This is a genomic window from Acinetobacter sp. SM34 (assembly GCF_022012365.1).
GTDB lineage: Bacteria > Pseudomonadota > Gammaproteobacteria > Pseudomonadales > Moraxellaceae > Acinetobacter.
In genome coordinates, this window is record NZ_JAKLTP010000008.1 from 16,850 (window position 1) to 33,340 (window position 16,491).

The window sequence follows — 16,491 nt, forward strand, 5'->3', positions numbered from 1 at the left end:
ATTAAGATTGGAGTAATACGCATTATGGAAAAGATTTGGTTCGCTGAATACCAAAAGACAGGGATTCCGGAAACTGTAGAATTACCTGCTGAAAATACCTCATTGGTTGATGTATTTGAACGTAATTTTCAAAAATTTGGCTCACGTGACGCCTTTATTTTCATGGATAAAGTTCTCACTTTTAATGAGTTGGAAGAAGCAAGTCGTAAATTTTCAACATATTTACAAAGTTTAGGTTTGGAAAAAGGTACACGTGTGGCGGTGATGATGCCAAACGTCCTTCAATATCCTGTCGTGGCATTGGGTATCTTCCGTGCCGGTCTGATATTGGTCAATGTAAACCCGTTATATACGTCGCGTGAGCTTGAGCATCAGTTAAATGACTCAGGTTCGGAAGTGCTTGTTATTGTTGAAAACTTTGCAACAGTTTATCAGGCTATTATTGGTAAAACTCCTGTGAAGCACGTTGTCGTCGCTTCTGTGGGCGATATGCTAGGTGCCTTAAAAGGTACACTGGTGAATTTTGTGTTACGTTCAGTACGTAAGCAAATCCCAGCTTGGAATATTCCAGGACATATCCGTTTTAACGCAGCAATGGCTAAAGTGAGCGCAAGCAACTATAAACGTCCTAACCTCACGCTCAGTGATACAGCGGTACTTCAATATACCGGTGGTACTACAGGTGTTTCTAAAGGTGCTGAACTGACCCATCGTAACTTGGTTGCGAACATGTTGCAGTGTGACGGTATTTTCCAAAGTAAATTTGGTGCTCAAGATGGGCAACCGGATGACCGTATTTTCTGTGCCTTACCGCTTTATCACATCTTTGCATTCATGGTGTGTGCGTTGTACGGTATGTATAAAGGTCAAGCCAACGTGCTTATTCCAAACCCGCGTGACTTACCTGCGGTAATGAAAGAACTGCGTAAATACCAGCCATCATTCTTCCCTGCAGTGAATACCTTGTTTAATGCATTGGTAAACAATGAAGAATTTAAACAGCTTGATCATAGCAAACTGAAAATGGCTATGGGTGGTGGTATGGCGGTATTGCCTTCTACTGCTGAAGCATGGAAGAGAGTTACCGGTACCAATATCATTGAAGGTTACGGTTTATCTGAAACTTCACCTGTTGCAACAGCGAATCCACCGCAATCAACTGAATTCAGCGGTACCATTGGTATTCCATTGCCACTGACTGAAGTTGCTATTCTGGATGATGATGGCAATGAAGTTGCTCTGGGTGAGCAAGGCGAAATCTCGATTCGTGGTCCACAAGTCATGAAAGGCTACTGGAACCGTCCAGATGAAACTGAAAAAGTGATGATCCATGGTTTCTTCCGTACCGGTGATATCGGTGTAATGGATTCTCGTGGTTATATCAAGATTGTCGATCGTAAGAAAGACATGATCTTGGTGTCTGGCTTTAACGTTTATCCTTCAGAAATTGAAGAAGTGATTTCTAAGCATCCGAAAGTATTGGAAGTTGCTGCGATTGGTGTACCTGATGAAAAATCAGGTGAAGTGCCTAAACTGTTTGTTGTGAAAAAAGATCCATCACTGACAACTGAAGAAGTACTTGCTTTCGCTAAAGAAAACTTAACCGGTTATAAACGTCCTCGTTATGTTGAATTTATGGAAGAATTACCGAAGTCCAACGTAGGTAAAATCTTGCGTAAAGACTTGCGTAAAACTGCATAAATGCTGCAATAAAAAAAGCGCCGTGATCGGCGCTTTTTTTTATTTGGGCCTTAATCTTTTAACAGCCATCGATCAATATAGGGACGTGCTATGCTAAAAATACCGACAAAGGTAAACATGGTGCCAAATTGACGGCTAAAGCCGGGTAAATACAAGCTACCATAGCTGAAATAGTTATCGATGAGGCAATACACCAAAATACCGAATAACCAATACCATAAAGGTTGTCGTTTAATGGTGACCATCCATAAAGCTACAATTAAAATAATCAGGGTACCCAGCATAGACCAGGCATTCATATTGGCACAAATTGTAGCAACCAAGAATGCAACAATAGGCAATACGACTTTGAGTACACGATCCACTTTACGTTGATGTTGGCGTTGCTTTTCGAGTACATCAAACATTTTGTCTTGATCAGGATTGACCATCATGGATCCTTATTACTGATTTATAAAAACACTATAATTTACAAAAAATATTGCGAAAACACCATGCTATGATAGGCAGCATAAAATTTTAATGAGAAAAATGAGATGCAAAGCATTAGCGGAATAATCTATCTCATCTTAATTGCATGTTTATTGCCTTATGTTTTTACCACTATTGCAAAAAAAACAGCAGGTTTTAAAGCACGAGACAACCAGAATCCGCGCGAATTTTTGGCTAAAACCACAGGTTTAGCAGCACGTGCCCATGCGGTACAACAAAACAGTTTTGAAAGTTTACCTTTATTTATTGCCTCTATTTTAATGGCAGAATATATGGTGGTTTCTCAAAACATCATTATGACTTTTGGTGTGGCATATATTTTACTCCGTATTTTCTACGGAATCTGTTATTTAGCCAATTGGGCCACTTTGCGTTCCATTATCTGGACCTTATCCTTGCTGTGTCCGATTTGTCTGTTGCTACTGGTGATTAAATTAACCACCTGAGCCTGAAAATGTGAAAATACATATTTTCACCCACCAGATGTATAATCGAAAAGTTATTTAATACGCAAAAACCGTTATAATCGTTGCGGTTTAAAAAAGATTTAACTTGTTAAAGAGTGATGCTATGAGCTACAGCAATATCCCAGCGGGTAAAGATGCACCAAACGACATCTATGTAATTATTGAAATTCCTGCAAATGCAGCACCAATCAAATACGAAATCGACAAAGATTCTGATGCATTATTTGTAGACCGTTTCATGGGTACTGCAATGTTCTACCCAGCAAACTATGGTTATGTACCAAATACACTATCTCTTGATGGTGACCCATTAGACGTATTGGTTGTAACTCCACACCCGGTTGAACCAGGTTCAGTGATTCGTTGCCGTCCTGTGGGTAAATTGAACATGGAAGATGACGGTGGTGTTGATGCGAAACTGGTTGCAGTTCCACACGACAAATTAACTCCGATCTACAAAGATGTTCAAGAGTACACTGATCTTCCTCCGTTGTTGATCAGCCAAATCGAACACTTCTTCCAGCACTACAAAGACTTAGAGCCAGGAAAATGGGTTAAGTTAAGTGGTTGGGAAGGTGCTGATGTTGCGAAACAAGAAGTACTTAGCTCAATTGCAGCTTATACAGAAGCAAACAAATAATTGTTTGTTTCGAATTTAGCCTGAAAGGCTTACATAAAAAAACCTGCACATTGTGCAGGTTTTTTTATTTAGCTTAAATAAGCTGTGGAATTAGAATAATTTCACAGGAATATCCAGGAAAATGCGCCATTCATTGGTATCACCTATGTAATTACTTTGATAATCATTGCTTGCACGGTAGTAAGAATTACGTACGCGTAAGCTGGCATCTTTGGCAAAACCGCTTTGAACAGTATATTTCACCTGGTTAAAGAACTCGCGTTCTTGAGCATCGTCACTGATCATTGTTCCCTTATTATCAGTTGCTTTGATGTCCCAACCGTAAACGAACGCTGATGTCCAGGTTAAACCAGGAACATTCATTGCACCAAAGTCATAAGTATATTGAATTTGCGCTGATTTTTCGTCATTACCAATAAAGTCTGACAGATAAGAGTTTGGCATGTAAATGGTTTGATGACCGTCACCCACACCTCGACCTAAACCATAGTCATAACCAGTATTGCCTGAGTTTTGCTGGTAAGCCAACATGACATTATGCGGACCTTTGTTATAAGTACCAGAAACTGCCCAAATTGAGTTTTGGTAATCACCATCAGCTGGACCAATGAATGAATATAAGTTGCTATTGGCGCCACGATCCCATTCAGTATGATAGCCACTGAAGTCATAAGTGAGTGAACTGTTGTTGGCAAGATTTTGCTTAAAGTTTACATTGGCATAATGGCGTTCTAATTTATTTTTAATATCAGTACCATAATATGAAGTATTCAAGTTGTCATTAACTTGATATTTTGCACCCCATACCACTGCACGGTCTAGTTCATTACCATCTGAATTGATCTGGTCTGAATACTGGTTTTTAGTGAATTTACCTGCGGTTAGTTCCAGACCTTTAATTTCACGGCTTGTTACAAGGAAGCCGTCGAAATATTCAGGAACTAAACGAGCTGTATTGCTGGCTAATACAGGCAAGTCTAAAACTTGGGTACCATAACGTACATCAGTATTAGATACACGTGCTTTTACATTGGCACCACCACGGGTCCAGTGATCATAAGTATCACCTGCACCTTTGGTGAGTTGACCTTGACTGTTTAGGCCAGTTTCACGTGGAATCATACCATTACCGGCATGTTTATTTTCGCCCAATTTAAATGAAGCATCACCCACGACACCCACACCAAAACCTATCAAGCCTTTAGTGTAGCCGGAATCCAGCTTCACAATTGCTGTTTGAGCAAAAGAGCTGGTGTCATCTACACCATTTTTTTTGTCACGGCTTAAATAGCCTGTGCGCAACAATACAGAACCTTCTGCATCTTCAACAAAGCCTTTCGATTCGCTTTGCTCGCTAGCATATACAGTTGAAATTAAGGCAGCTTGAATTAAAACTGCTAAAGTAAGTTTTTTAGCTTTTTGCATTGGGAGAGAGCCTTATACAAAATGGGAGAAGAAATTGGCAGAATTGTATACGTAATGTATCGCAAAAAAAGCTTTTTTTAATACATTTTATTTAATTAAAGTTATAACTTGTTTAAATGTAAATTATACCTTTTGGTTAATAAAATATTAAAAAATTATTATTTGTGTAAATTTTTTTACAAAACAATATGATATTTTAACTCTAAATAAATTCTGGGCTAATGCCGATGCCTCATTAAAAATTGATAGAGAGTTGTAGTTTTGAAAAATGCTATTTTAGCGCCCTAAACTTTGATATAAGTCCTAAAACATGGCTTTTATCAACCAGTGATATCAGCAGAAACACCTCTTTATAATGATTTAATTTTTTAAAAAGTAGCAAGATCAGCTGATTTTTCCCTGAAATAATAAGATTTTTTGGTTAAAAAACTGGGTTTATATGTCGATTTTTTTGTTCAATAAATCTGCTTTAAAATGATAAAAAAATTGACCAAAAATTATAGAAAAAGTCTTAATTCTTATTGTTCGGTTTATCTTTGAGTAAAATCTTAATCATTTCATAGCTGGAATAAATTCTGCTAAGTCCACATAAGATTGTATTATTTTTTGCGCGCAATAAGTGCCTGATTTATATGAGTCGAAAATACGGTCTGATCATTAGCAAAAAAGTCCATATGAGGCTTTGGTGTATAAAATGTGGGCAGTGAGATGAAAATCATGATCTGTTTTTAGCTATCAGTTGGGCATAGGTACATAAAAGCTGATTCATCCTTGGTTTCGCAGCTATTGGCCAGTCTAGGCCAGGACTTTTGAATAATCGTGTGCAGATCAAGATTAAGGTTTTAAACATAATTTTGCAGGAGGTCATGCTCCCGACCTCTACTGCGATGCGTGCTTAATAGGTCAGTAAGTCAAGCATGGCCAATATTGCTTGATTAAAGCGTGAGAAGGTAGCAGCTTATTTTGATCCAGATTTTTGAGCCGGTGGATTTGGGTTTTAACTGGCCGATTTTAGTCAGAGAAGGAGTGCGATGCATAAATAAGCGTACGGTGAATATTTTTTGTGCACTTTTTCTAGGCATTTTTAGCTCCACTCGAAAAAACAGTCTCAAAATAAGGCAGGTTGTAAATAAATATTTAAGCTATATCAGCATGCAGGCCATCTAAAAGAGAGAAAGCTGTCAATCTGGTGAAGCTCGAAAAATGACTAGGTTTTGCTTTTATTTTTAAATAATAAATTAATAAATATCAATATATTAATATATTAATGGCGATTTACGGGCTAAAAATTACTATGTTATTTTTTAAACTGGCATAGCAATTGCTGATATCTCTTGAATCCATAAAAATCTGTCGGGGATCTATAAAATGCTTAAAAAATTATTTGCTGTGACCACTTTAGCTACTATGTCAGGTGCTGTATTTGCTGCAGATGCACCTGCCTTACCTTTTGGCCTGTCTTTTAGTGGTAGTGCAGCCGTCACTACAGACTATCGTTTCCGTGGTCTGACTCAAACAGAAAATGATCCAGCCGTACAAGCAGGATTCACGCTAGCTCATGCTTCAGGGTTATATTTTGGCTTGTGGGGTTCCAATGTGAATTTTGGCAGCGGCACACCTAGCCTGGAACTGGATCCATCGCTTGGCTATGCCACTACCCTTGAAGCTTTCAGTAGCAAACCGACATTAGATGTTGGGGTGGTGTACTATAATTATCCAAGTGCCACTGATCTGAGCTGGGTTGAATTATACGGTAAATTAGGCTTCAAGAGTGTGATTGCGGAAGGTGACAGCATTTTAACCAATCTCAATTATACCAATGACTATGCGGGTGTAGATGCCGACAGCTGGAATGTGAATGTGGGTTATTCAGTTCCATTTGGTTCATCAGGTTTTGGTGGGGTTGCTGCTGTAGGCTATACCGTTGTAGATGAAGACAAATATACCTTTAATGATGGTGATGATAATTATGTAGACTGGAAAGTGGGGCTAAGCTATGGCTTTAAATCCATTCCAGGTGCCAGTGCTGAACTGGCAGCTGTAGGAACCAATATTGATACTGATGGTTTATCGGATGTTGCAGAACGTGCGGTGGATACCGGTGCGGTATTTACCCTAACCAAAACATTCTAATTGTAATTTCAAGGCATAAAAAAACCTCCAAAGCATGACTTTGGAGGTTTTTTTATGGAGCTGATTGGGGGCTTCTGACATTTCGTCCCTTGCGCTAAAAATAAAGCAATGCTTTATTTTTGCTCATGTGGCAGAAAATGCAGCATGATAGCTGACATAACCTTGAGGTATATCTCCCTGAAAAGACAAAGCCTGAAAGTATTGAGCCGGAACATGTTCCAAGATTAGTTCAGGAACTGCCTTAAAACCAAATTGGGCATAGAAATCCGGATCACCTAAAACCACACAGCCTTTGGCTGCATGAGTTTTCAATTGGCTTAATCCGGATTGGATGAGTGCTGAACCTATCCCTTGCAATTGCCATTTTGGTAAAACAGTGACCGGCCCTAAGCCATACCAGCCTTGCACACCTGAAGAAATTTGTACCGGTGAAATAGCGATATGTCCCACAATGTGCTGATTTAAAACAGCGACCAAAGAAATGGTCAGGGCATTGGCTTTGCGCAGGGCAGAGACAATGAATTGTTCGTTATGACTAGAGTATTGCTGCTTTTGAAATGCCTGTTCAATCACATGGCTAATTGCCGTATCATCAGCAGGATTTTCACTACGAATCAGTAAATTATGCATCTTAGATTAGCCCTGTTGTGCCCGATAAGACAAAGCTTCGGTTAAATGCTGGCTTTGAATCTCGGTATGTTGCGATAAATCGGCAATGCTTCGCGCGACACGTAATACCCGATGATAGGCCCGGGCAGACAAATTCAAGCGTTGCTGTGCCATTTCCATAATTTTCTGAGCCTGCGCATCGAGGCAGGCAAACTGTTCAAGTTGCTGAGGCGTTAAAGCATGGTTCAGGCATTTTTGCCGTTGTATCTGCTGTTCATAGGCTTGAATCACCCGTTCCCGAACTGTATGTGAATTTTCAACCGCTGATGTATCTTGTAATTCGTGTGCCTGTAAAGGCGGCACATCAATATGCAGGTCAATTCGGTCCAGTAGCGGACCTGAAATGCGATTTTGATAACGTTTAATCGCATCTGCGGAACATTGGCAGCGAATATCCTGGTTAAAGGCATAACCACAAGGACAGGGATTCATTGCGGCAATCAGTTGAAAGTTGGCCGGAAAGGTAATCTGTCTTGATGCACGCGAAATCACAATTTCTTTAGATTCCAGTGGTTGCCTTAATACTTCCAGAACTTTACGATCAAATTCGGGCAGCTCATCTAAAAATAACACGCCCAAATGTGCCAGGGTAATTTCACCCGGTTTAGGATGTGAGCCACCCCCCACCAGGGCAATCGCGGAAGCGGTATGATGCGGTGCACGAAAAGGACGCTGCCCAAAGGGATGCGAGTTATTGGCAACCGAATAAATGCTGGCAACTTCTAAATTTTCTTGCATATCCAAGGGTGGCAAAATACTGGCCAAGCGGGATGCTAGTAGGGTTTTCCCGGTGCCGGGCGGGCCTTTAAACAGCAGTGAATGTCCACCTGCTGCGGCAATCTCGAGCGCACGTCGCGGGCGCAATTGACCTTTGACATCGGCTAAATCAAACTTGTACTGATTGATTTGGTTGCTGCTATGCGCTTGATATTGCTGAATCGGGTGCTGGCTAGATAAATGCTCACAGACATCTTTTAGATGATGGGCGGCAAACACTTCAAAATTGGGCAATTGCGAGGCATCTTGAGCATTTTGCTGCGGCAAGAAAAGATGATGTCCGGACTGTTGACAGGCAATGGCGATAGTCAAAATACCGGTGATGGGTCGAAGCTGACCATCCAGGGCGAGTTCACCAATAAATTCCAGATGATCTGTCACATTTTCAGGCAGTTGTCCCGAAGCGATTAAAATGCCCAAAGCAATGGGCAAATCCAGACGCGAACCATCTTTGGGCAAATCTGCAGGCGCTAAATTGATAGTGAGACGTTTGGTAGGAAATTGAAAACCACTATTGATAATGGCAGAACGGACCCGGTCTTTACTTTCACGAACTGCCGCTTCGGCAAGTCCGACAATAGTTAAAGAAGGCAAGCCCTGGCTGACATGCACTTCGACCTCTATCAGCGGGGCATGAAGTCCAAGCAGACCTCGAGTATAAATCTTGGCAAAAGACATTTATTATTGTTCCATTGTAGTGCGTTATTTTTAATCGTTTTTGGTCTTTTTATGCACTGAAAAAGTGCTTATTTATTGTTCTTTATTTTAATTTCTAAGGCTTCAACTTGTTTAAGCAGTTCATTTAATCGTAAATTGGCGGTATCGAGGGCAGTACGTTGTCGCTCGATTTCATCTCTAGACACCAGATCCATCTTGCTGACAGCTTCATTCAGTAAGGCACGTAAATTATGTTCAACATCCTTTTTCGGTTGATCAAGTTGTTCCATGATGGCTTGTAATAGGGTTTCAATCATTGCAGTGTCCATATAGTGATGGAGAAGTGGCGCTAGTGTAGCATTGCTCAAACCTAGACCATAGTCCCATGCGACCGGATATAACTTTATCCGATATGTAAAATCGTTAATTTTATAGTAAAAATGTCTACTTTTTGGAATTCAGACTACATCTAAAAGTATAAAATAGGTTATAAAGAAAACTCGTGTCAAAGTTTCTAATTCCCCCAACCTTAGAATTTTTGGCACGAAATTTGAACATAAAACCTTACTGGTGAAAGAAGCCGAAGGAAAACAAACATGAAGCTCGTAACTGCAATTGTAAAACCCTTTAAATTAGATGACGTGCGTGAAGCACTCTCTGACATTGGTGTTCAAGGGATCACCGTAACTGAAGTCAAAGGCTTTGGTCGTCAAAAAGGTCATACTGAACTTTACCGTGGTGCAGAATATGTTGTTGATTTCTTGCCTAAAGTAAAAATTGAAATCGCGATTAGCGATGAAATGGTAGATTCAGTAATCGAATCGATTACGCGTGTAGCAAGCACAGGTAAAATTGGTGACGGTAAAATTTTCGTTACTAATTTAGAACAAGTCATCCGTATCCGTACCGGTGAAACAGGTGCAGATGCTGTTTAATTTGGCATGAAGTTTGCTGAGTAGCTAATAACTCAAAAAACTAGGTTGGGGGATACGAATGAAAAAAATGCTCATTGCGCTGAGTTTATCTGGCGCACTTTTAGGTGGTTCTGTTGCATGGGCTGAAGAAGCCGTCACAGCAGCATCCACTCCTGCTGAAAATGTAGCAGTCGCTAATACTGCTGATACATCATTAACAACAAATTCTGAATTAGCTGCGGCACCTGCTCCAGCTGAACAAACAGCAGCACCTGCGAAAGAAGAACCAAAATTAGATACAGGTGATACATCATGGATTTTAGTGTCTACAGCACTGGTTTTATTGATGACCATTCCAGGACTCGCATTATTTTACGGCGGTATGGTTCGTAAGAAAAACGTACTTGGCACTATGGCACATAGCTTTGTTGCGGCAGCCATTGTCAGTATTACTTGGGTGGTGATTGGCTATACACTGGCTTTTGGTAGTGGCAATGCTTTCATTGGTAATTTAGATAAAATCATGTTATCTGGAATTACGACCACTGCCTTAACCGGAACAATTCCAGAAATTCTGTTTGTTATTTTCCAAATGACATTTGCCATCATTACTGTAGCCATTATTACCGGTTCGATTGCAGAACGTATGAAATTTGGTGCCTTTGTTGCATTCATTACGATTTGGAGCGTGGTTGTTTATGCACCAATTACTCACTGGGTATGGGGCGGCGGCTGGTTAGCTAATGATGGTGCGCTTGATTTTGCAGGCGGTACGGTGGTGCATATTAACTCGGGTGTGGCAGGTTTAGTCGCTGCATACATGCTGGGTAAGCGTATGGGCTTGGGCCGTGAATCTATGGCTCCACATAACCTGACTTTAACCGTGGTCGGTGCAAGCCTGGTATGGGTAGGCTGGTTCGGTTTCAATGGTGGTTCTGCACTCGGTGCAAACGGTTCAGCCGGTTATGCACTTATTGCTACACAAGTTGCTGCTGCCGCTGCTGCAATTGCCTGGTTGATTACTGAAAAATTGATTCGTGGTAAAGCCTCTGTATTGGGCGGTGCATCTGGCGCAGTTGCAGGTTTGGTGGTGATTACACCGGCAGCAGGTTTCGTGACTGTAGGTGGTGCATTGGCTATGGGCTTGATCGGCGGTGTAGTGTGCTTCTGGGGGATTACAGCACTTAAGCGTGCTCTGAAAGCGGATGATTCTTTGGATGCCTTTGGTCTGCATGGTGTAGGCGGTATTGTCGGTGCCATCCTGACTGCAGTGTTTGCAAGTGAATTCATCATGGGCGATAAAGTACCGACAGACATGATGCATCAATTATGGGTGCAACTTGAAGGTGTACTGGCAACCATCGCTTACTCTGCAGTATTGACCTTTATCATTCTGAAAGTGATTGATCTGGTGATTGGTATCCGTGTTGCGAGTGATGACGAACGTATGGGTCTTGACCTGAGTCAACATGGCGAACGTGTAGAATAATATAAAAACCTATAATCAATATATTGTGTAAAACAGCCCGTCAGGGCTGTTTTTTTTCCATATCTTGCGTAAGCCTCTACAAAGAGCAGAATTTTTGCTACACTCTAAATCCGATTTGATTTGTTCAATTAAACCGCTATGCATTGTCCATTTTGCAACGCTGCAGATAGTAAAGTGATCGATTCGCGTTTGGCTGCTGAAGGCTGTCAGATTCGTCGCCGTCGTGAATGTATCAGTTGTGGTGAACGTTTTACCACCTTTGAAACCTATGAAGTGGTAATGCCAAGAGTCATTAAATCCGATGGCAAAAGCGAACCTTTTGATGAGGCGAAAATGCGTCGTTCACTGATGCATGCTTTACAAAAACGCCCGGTGACTCAAGAACAGATTGAAACGGTACTCAGTGATATCCAGTTGCAGATTCGCCGTTTAGGTGAGCGCGATGTCAAATCTCGTACCATTGGTGAAATTGTGATGCAGGCTTTATTTGCCTTAGACCATGTCGCTTACGTCCGTTTTGCCTCGGTGTATCAAGACTTTCAGGATGTCGAAGCCTTCCGTCGTCAAATTGAACAAATGCAGCAGCGCGAACACTAAGATTTTATTTTCCAAGAGCCATTCAATGTCCGAGTTAAACCAAGATCTCATTCAACTAGATCAGCAGCAAGATCAGCTCTGGATGCAACGTGCTATTAAGTTGGCAAGACTTGGACAATATTCAACTAAACCCAATCCCAATGTCGGCTGTGTCATCGTTAAAGATGGGCAGCTGGTGGGTGAGGGTTTTCATCCTCAAGCCGGACAGCCGCATGCCGAAGTTTTTGCCATGCGCCAAGCAGGTGAGCAGGCACGTGGGGCAACGGCTTATGTCACTTTGGAACCCTGTGCGCATTATGGTCGTACACCACCGTGTGCCAAAGGTCTGGTCGAGGCCGGGGTAGCTAAAGTGATTATGGCTTGCCCTGATCCCAATCCCTTGGTGGCTGGCAAGGGTGTACAAATTCTAAAAGAGGCTGGCATTGAAGTTGCTGTCGGGATCTGTCAGGTAGAAGCTCATCAGCTCAACCACGGCTTCTTAAAAGCCATGGCTACGGGCATGCCTTATGTACGTTTAAAAGTGGCGTCCAGTCTGGATGGTCGTACTGCCATGGCATCCGGTGAATCGAAATGGATTACCGGAGCCGCAGCCCGTCAGGATGTACAGCACTGGCGCGCGATTTCAGGTGTCGTCATTACTGGCATTGAAACGGTACTTGCTGATGACTGCCAGCTGAATGTGCGTCAGCTGGATGGCATTGCCGATATCAGTATGATTGTGCAGCCTAAACGTCTGGTACTGGATCGCCAGGGACGTTTACCTCTGACTGCAAAAATACTCCAGCAGCCCGAAACGCTCATGGTGATGGGGCCGTTTCGTCAGGAACTGGCCGATTTGGGCGTGCTACAATTGCCAGTACAGCCTTTAAAAGACCTACTACAGACCTTATCTACCCAATATCAAATTTATGATGTGCTGGTGGAAGCAGGGGCAACATTATCCACGGCCTTTTTGCAGCAGCAACTGGTGGATGAAATGATCAGCTATGTTGCACCGACCTTTTTAGGTCAAACCGCTCGTGCGATGTTTAATGCGGAATTCGACCGTATGGCAGAGCAACTTCGATTTAAGCTCATCGACCTGGTTCAAGTCGGGAATGATGTGCGCTTAAGGTTAATCCCTTCTCAAGAGACAGTATGAATTCAGAGTCTTCGGTTTATCATAAACGTCGTCATTCAGCACGTACTACAGATGAATACCTTTTCAACCAGCTTGTTCCGTATTTAGGCAATAAGCGCCGGTTACTGCATCTGATTTTGGAAGCGCTTGAGAGTACGGGAACCTTAAATAGCCACAATGGCCGGGCGCCTATTTTTGCTGACTTTTTCGCTGGTTCTGGGGTGGTTTCGCGTCTGGCGCGACAAAATGGTTATCGTGTGATAGCCAATGACTGGGAACCTTACAGCCATGCTTTAAACAGCGCCATTTTATCGTGTACAGAAGCCCCGGCTTTTAAAGAGTTGGGCGGCTATCAAAAAGCTATTGATTATCTGAACCGTTTGCCTGAAGTGAAAGGCTGGGTCACGCATAACCTGTGTCCGCGCAATGACGAAATTTATGATCCGACCCGCGATCGCCTGTTCTTCAAACGCCGCAACGGCATGCGTATTGATGCCATCCGTCAGCAAATTGCCACCTGGCAGGCACAAGGTGCCATTAATGATGTGGAAATGTCGGCATTACTGGCTCCCTTGCTGTATTCAGCCAGTTTTGTCAGCAATACTTCAGGGGTATTTAAAAGTTTTCACCATGGTTGGGGTGGCAAAACCCAAACCGCTTTGGAACGGATTGAATCCTTACTCTGGCTGACGCCAAGCCGTTTCTGTGAAATCGGTGACCCGAAAAAACCGGCTGCGGAAATGTGGTGTGTCGATGCCCAGCATCTGGCCAACCAGATGAGTCATTTTGAGGTCGATATCGCTTATCTGGATCCGCCATATAATCAGCATGCCTATAGCAGTAACTATCATGTGCTGAATGCCTTAACCTTGTGGGATCAGGTGGATTTACCCAGCCCGGATACCAAAGGTTTCAAGAGCGGGATTGACCGGGCCTGGCGTAAAGAGCGTCCAAGCCAGTACAATTCATCCAAACATGCCAAAGATGCGTATGAGAAATTGTTGGCAACGATTAATGCACGTTATATTCTGACCAGTTATTCGACCGATGGTAATATTGAAGCCGGTGACTTGCTGCAGGCCAATCTGAAACGCGGCCGCGTCACCCTGCTCACTCAGGATGTTCCACGTTATCGGGTCAGCAAGCAGCGCCAGTCAGAACGTGCACGTGTACTTGAGTTTATTGTCATCACCGATACCCATGCCAAATCTGGCCCGCCGCTACGCCAACTCTTGGGTCAGCTGTACCATTTTGCTGAACTGGGCGGTGTCGATACCACCGGTGTAAGTACGCAATTGGCATTGTGGTAAAACAAATACAGCAAATAGAGAACAAGTTATGTTTACAGGCATTATTGAAAGTCTAGGTAAAGTGGAAAGTCTGCAAAGCGTGGGCGGTGATGTACGTTTGCGTATTGGTACCAACCTCGACATGTCTGATGTTCATTTGGGCGATTCGATTGCCACCAACGGGATTTGCCTCACCGTGATTGAATGGGGTGAAAACTGGTACGCTGCCGATGTCTCAAGGGAAAGTTTAAACCGTACCACACTGGGTAACTGGAAAGTCGGTCAGCGCGTGAACGTAGAAAAAGCCATGTTGCCGACGACCCGTTTTGGTGGACATATTGTCAGCGGCCATGTTGATGCGGTTGGGGAAATTACCCTGGTACGTGAAGACGCCCGCTCCATTTATTATGAAGTGACTGCACCGGCTGAAATTGCCAAATATCTGGCAGAAAAGGGTTCGGTAACGGTGGATGGCATTAGCCTGACCATTAACCACCTGCGTGGCAATATCATCAGCCTGAATTTGATTCCGCATACTGCAGAACGAACCAATATTGGGACCTGGAAAACTGGTGCCAAAGTGAATCTGGAAGTGGATGTATTGGCACGCTATATCGAGCGTTTAATGCTGGGTGACAAAGCTGCCGACACCAAAGAACAGTCAAAAATAAGCATGGCTTTTCTGGCAGAAAATGGCTTCTTGAAGTAAAACATCCTAGAATAGAAAACAGTCTGATTGAAAAAACCAGGCTGTTTTTTTATTTTTAGTTTTTATTTTTAATAAGTTATGAAAATAATGTGGTTAAAGTGAGTAGCTGAAGATGCTTGATTTTCTAATGCATATTGAACAATGGTTACCTACTTTACTGGATCAGTATGGCTTGTGGATTTATGCCATTTTATTTCTGATTATCTTTGCAGAAACGGGTTCGGTGTTTATGTTTTTCTTGCCGGGAGACAGTTTACTGATCGCCATTGGTGCCCTGTGTTCAACTGCAGCTGATGTGCATTTATCTTCTATGGGAGTGTTATTGTTTATTGCCTCAGTATTAGGTTATATCGTCAATTACTATACCGGGAAGATTTTGGGGTTTAGGTTTTTCCATGAGCACTCACGTTTTTTAAAACCTGAATATATCGTCAAGACCAATCACTATTTTACCAAACATGGCGGTAAAACCATTTTGATGGCACGTTTTGTTCCTTTTGTTCGTTCATTTGCGCCCTTCGCTGCCGGGGCAGGACATATGAATGTGTTCAGTTTTATGTTTTATAACATCACCGGCGGACTGGTATGGATTGGCCTGTTATTGGGGATTGGCTATGGCACAGGCAATATGCTCGGAATTGCAGTAGACTTGTTTTAATATCTGGATAATAAAAAATAAGTCCACCGAAGTGGACGCTTTTATTTTAACTTAGCATATTTAAAAATGGCCTAAATGAACTGAGATAAGCAATCAGGTTTTTGGCTTTTCCGTAGATAAATTAGAATTCTTTAAAATGTACTCAATTTCTTCCTGGCTAGCCTGATGTAACTTGGCACGGAATACGGTCACCGCTTGTTCAATCAGGGTTTCAGCTTCCAGTTCTAGACGTAAACGCACACTTTCCAGTTCCGATAATATTTCATGGTCAGTAATCGAGATCATGCCCTTAGCAAAATTCAAGGCCGGTCCCGCAGGGTTCTTGTGATAACGCGCGGTATAGGTTTGCGTTTCGTGCTCTAAGTTTTGACGAATAAAAGTCAAGGTGTGAACTTGCTCGGCAAATTGTCTTTCTTCATCTAACTGTAATGCCCGTGCATAAGCCAGCTGTTCAGCACGCTTTTTTTCCAAAGACTGTTCTAAAGCTCGTTGCTTGCGTAAACGAGCCTCTTCAATCAGTTGAGCCTTGCGATCTACATAGGCCTGTTCAATTTTTTCATAAGATTGCTTTTGTGCTTCTTTATCTTTTTCTAGCCACTTCTGAATATTGGTTTCAGGTTTCAGCACATTGCAGACACGGTGAAGGTCATCAATAAATGCCTGACGAACAGCCTCAGGTACATTTAACCAGCGCTGTTTAAAATCTTGACCGACATTTAATGCCACCCTATCTCTCCTTATTTCTATTGATCAG

The 16,491-nt window shown here is 42.3% G+C and carries 17 protein-coding genes; 11 read left to right on the forward strand and 6 right to left on the reverse strand.

Annotated features, from left to right (window positions below; all coding sequences use genetic code 11):
* Positions 1 to 24: 24 nt before the first annotated feature.
* On the forward strand, positions 25 to 1,701 hold the full coding sequence (locus LZZ98_RS08290; protein ID WP_237787441.1) for an AMP-binding protein: 1,677 nt from the start codon (positions 25 to 27) through the stop codon (positions 1,699 to 1,701).
* A gap of 50 nt (positions 1,702 to 1,751) precedes the next feature.
* Here the strand turns inward: LZZ98_RS08290 and LZZ98_RS08295 are convergent, their stop codons facing one another.
* Positions 1,752 to 2,132: a hypothetical protein gene (locus LZZ98_RS08295; RefSeq protein ID WP_237787442.1), complete on the reverse strand. Its 381-nt coding sequence runs from the start codon at positions 2,130 to 2,132 to the stop codon at positions 1,752 to 1,754.
* Between the two features lie 105 nt (positions 2,133 to 2,237).
* Between LZZ98_RS08295 and LZZ98_RS08300 the strand changes: the two genes are divergently transcribed.
* Both LZZ98_RS08300 and ppa read left to right on the forward strand, forming a co-directional pair.
* A complete protein-coding gene (locus LZZ98_RS08300) occupies positions 2,238 to 2,639 on the forward strand; it encodes an MAPEG family protein (protein ID WP_237787443.1) in 402 nt (133 codons plus the stop codon).
* 124 nt (positions 2,640 to 2,763) lie between these two features.
* Positions 2,764 to 3,300, forward strand: a complete 537-nt coding sequence (ppa, locus tag LZZ98_RS08305; protein ID WP_237787444.1) for an inorganic diphosphatase — start codon at positions 2,764 to 2,766, stop codon at positions 3,298 to 3,300.
* 90 nt (positions 3,301 to 3,390) lie between these two features.
* Here the strand turns inward: ppa and LZZ98_RS08310 are convergent, their stop codons facing one another.
* Positions 3,391 to 4,725, reverse strand: coding sequence for an OprD family outer membrane porin (locus tag LZZ98_RS08310; protein WP_237787445.1), 1,335 nt, complete (start codon positions 4,723 to 4,725; stop codon positions 3,391 to 3,393).
* 1,359 nt (positions 4,726 to 6,084) lie between these two features.
* On the opposite strand from LZZ98_RS08310, the gene LZZ98_RS08315 reads away from it, so the two are divergent.
* The gene (locus LZZ98_RS08315) at positions 6,085 to 6,858 is read left to right on the forward strand and encodes a TorF family putative porin (protein WP_442862703.1); all 774 of its coding nucleotides are present in this window, start codon (positions 6,085 to 6,087) and stop codon (positions 6,856 to 6,858) included.
* A 123-nt stretch (positions 6,859 to 6,981) separates the two neighbouring features.
* On the opposite strand, the gene LZZ98_RS08320 is transcribed toward LZZ98_RS08315, so the two are convergent.
* The 3 genes from LZZ98_RS08320 to LZZ98_RS08330 all read right to left on the reverse strand — a co-directional run bounded on the left by LZZ98_RS08320 (position 6,982) and on the right by LZZ98_RS08330 (position 9,278).
* Positions 6,982 to 7,488 carry a GNAT family N-acetyltransferase gene (locus tag LZZ98_RS08320; RefSeq protein WP_237787446.1) on the reverse strand — a complete coding sequence of 169 codons (507 nt, stop codon included), beginning with the start codon at positions 7,486 to 7,488 and terminating at the stop codon, positions 6,982 to 6,984.
* A 6-nt stretch (positions 7,489 to 7,494) separates the two neighbouring features.
* Positions 7,495 to 8,982: a YifB family Mg chelatase-like AAA ATPase gene (locus LZZ98_RS08325; RefSeq protein ID WP_237787447.1), complete on the reverse strand. Its 1,488-nt coding sequence runs from the start codon at positions 8,980 to 8,982 to the stop codon at positions 7,495 to 7,497.
* A gap of 68 nt (positions 8,983 to 9,050) precedes the next feature.
* Positions 9,051 to 9,278, reverse strand: coding sequence for an accessory factor UbiK family protein (locus tag LZZ98_RS08330; protein ID WP_237787448.1), 228 nt, complete (start codon positions 9,276 to 9,278; stop codon positions 9,051 to 9,053).
* Positions 9,279 to 9,557: 279 nt separating this feature from the next.
* Here LZZ98_RS08330 and glnK point away from each other — a divergent pair, with 279 nt between their 5' ends.
* The 7 genes from glnK (at position 9,558) to LZZ98_RS08365 (ending at position 15,737) form a co-directional block, all read left to right on the forward strand.
* On the forward strand, positions 9,558 to 9,896 hold the full coding sequence (gene glnK, locus LZZ98_RS08335; protein ID WP_086174160.1) for a P-II family nitrogen regulator: 339 nt from the start codon (positions 9,558 to 9,560) through the stop codon (positions 9,894 to 9,896).
* Between the two features lie 58 nt (positions 9,897 to 9,954).
* Complete coding sequence (locus LZZ98_RS08340; protein WP_237787449.1) at positions 9,955 to 11,364, forward strand: ammonium transporter; 1,410 nt, start codon at positions 9,955 to 9,957, stop codon at positions 11,362 to 11,364.
* A 138-nt stretch (positions 11,365 to 11,502) separates the two neighbouring features.
* Positions 11,503 to 11,961, forward strand: a complete 459-nt coding sequence (nrdR, locus tag LZZ98_RS08345) for a transcriptional regulator NrdR (protein WP_086174158.1) — start codon at positions 11,503 to 11,505, stop codon at positions 11,959 to 11,961.
* Positions 11,962 to 11,986: 25 nt separating this feature from the next.
* Positions 11,987 to 13,102 (forward strand): bifunctional diaminohydroxyphosphoribosylaminopyrimidine deaminase/5-amino-6-(5-phosphoribosylamino)uracil reductase RibD, encoded by a 1,116-nt coding sequence (ribD, locus tag LZZ98_RS08350; RefSeq protein ID WP_237787450.1) that lies wholly within the window; start codon positions 11,987 to 11,989, stop codon positions 13,100 to 13,102.
* Positions 13,099 to 14,391 (forward strand): DNA adenine methylase, encoded by a 1,293-nt coding sequence (locus LZZ98_RS08355; protein ID WP_237787451.1) that lies wholly within the window; start codon positions 13,099 to 13,101, stop codon positions 14,389 to 14,391. Before ribD ends, LZZ98_RS08355 begins: the two co-directional genes overlap by 4 nt.
* 28 nt (positions 14,392 to 14,419) lie before the next feature.
* A complete protein-coding gene (locus tag LZZ98_RS08360; protein ID WP_237787452.1) occupies positions 14,420 to 15,079 on the forward strand; it encodes a riboflavin synthase in 660 nt (219 codons plus the stop codon).
* A gap of 112 nt (positions 15,080 to 15,191) precedes the next feature.
* Positions 15,192 to 15,737 (forward strand): VTT domain-containing protein, encoded by a 546-nt coding sequence (locus LZZ98_RS08365; protein WP_237787453.1) that lies wholly within the window; start codon positions 15,192 to 15,194, stop codon positions 15,735 to 15,737.
* Between the two features lie 93 nt (positions 15,738 to 15,830).
* Here the strand turns inward: LZZ98_RS08365 and blhA are convergent, their stop codons facing one another.
* Entirely contained in the window at positions 15,831 to 16,463 is a 633-nt protein-coding gene (gene blhA / locus LZZ98_RS08370) for a cell division protein BlhA (protein WP_237787454.1), read from the reverse strand.
* Between the last annotated feature and the right edge of the window lie 28 nt (positions 16,464 to 16,491).

Excerpts from the sequence above, each read along its gene's own strand:
- LZZ98_RS08290 (WP_237787441.1), top strand. The coding sequence starts at position 25 with ATGGAAAAGATTTGGTTCGCTGAATACCAAAAGACAGGGATTCCGGAA.
- LZZ98_RS08295 (WP_237787442.1), bottom strand. The coding sequence starts at position 2,132 with ATGGTCAATCCTGATCAAGACAAAATGTTTGATGTACTCGAAAAGCAA.
- LZZ98_RS08300 (WP_237787443.1), top strand. The coding sequence starts at position 2,238 with ATGCAAAGCATTAGCGGAATAATCTATCTCATCTTAATTGCATGTTTA.
- ppa (WP_237787444.1), top strand. The coding sequence starts at position 2,764 with ATGAGCTACAGCAATATCCCAGCGGGTAAAGATGCACCAAACGACATC.
- LZZ98_RS08310 (WP_237787445.1), bottom strand. The coding sequence starts at position 4,725 with ATGCAAAAAGCTAAAAAACTTACTTTAGCAGTTTTAATTCAAGCTGCC.
- LZZ98_RS08320 (WP_237787446.1), bottom strand. The coding sequence starts at position 7,488 with ATGCATAATTTACTGATTCGTAGTGAAAATCCTGCTGATGATACGGCA.
- LZZ98_RS08325 (WP_237787447.1), bottom strand. The coding sequence starts at position 8,982 with ATGTCTTTTGCCAAGATTTATACTCGAGGTCTGCTTGGACTTCATGCC.
- LZZ98_RS08330 (WP_237787448.1), bottom strand. The coding sequence starts at position 9,278 with ATGATTGAAACCCTATTACAAGCCATCATGGAACAACTTGATCAACCG.
- glnK (WP_086174160.1), top strand. The coding sequence starts at position 9,558 with ATGAAGCTCGTAACTGCAATTGTAAAACCCTTTAAATTAGATGACGTG.
- LZZ98_RS08340 (WP_237787449.1), top strand. The coding sequence starts at position 9,955 with ATGAAAAAAATGCTCATTGCGCTGAGTTTATCTGGCGCACTTTTAGGT.
- nrdR (WP_086174158.1), top strand. The coding sequence starts at position 11,503 with ATGCATTGTCCATTTTGCAACGCTGCAGATAGTAAAGTGATCGATTCG.
- ribD (WP_237787450.1), top strand. The coding sequence starts at position 11,987 with ATGTCCGAGTTAAACCAAGATCTCATTCAACTAGATCAGCAGCAAGAT.
- LZZ98_RS08355 (WP_237787451.1), top strand. The coding sequence starts at position 13,099 with ATGAATTCAGAGTCTTCGGTTTATCATAAACGTCGTCATTCAGCACGT.
- LZZ98_RS08360 (WP_237787452.1), top strand. The coding sequence starts at position 14,420 with ATGTTTACAGGCATTATTGAAAGTCTAGGTAAAGTGGAAAGTCTGCAA.
- LZZ98_RS08365 (WP_237787453.1), top strand. The coding sequence starts at position 15,192 with ATGCTTGATTTTCTAATGCATATTGAACAATGGTTACCTACTTTACTG.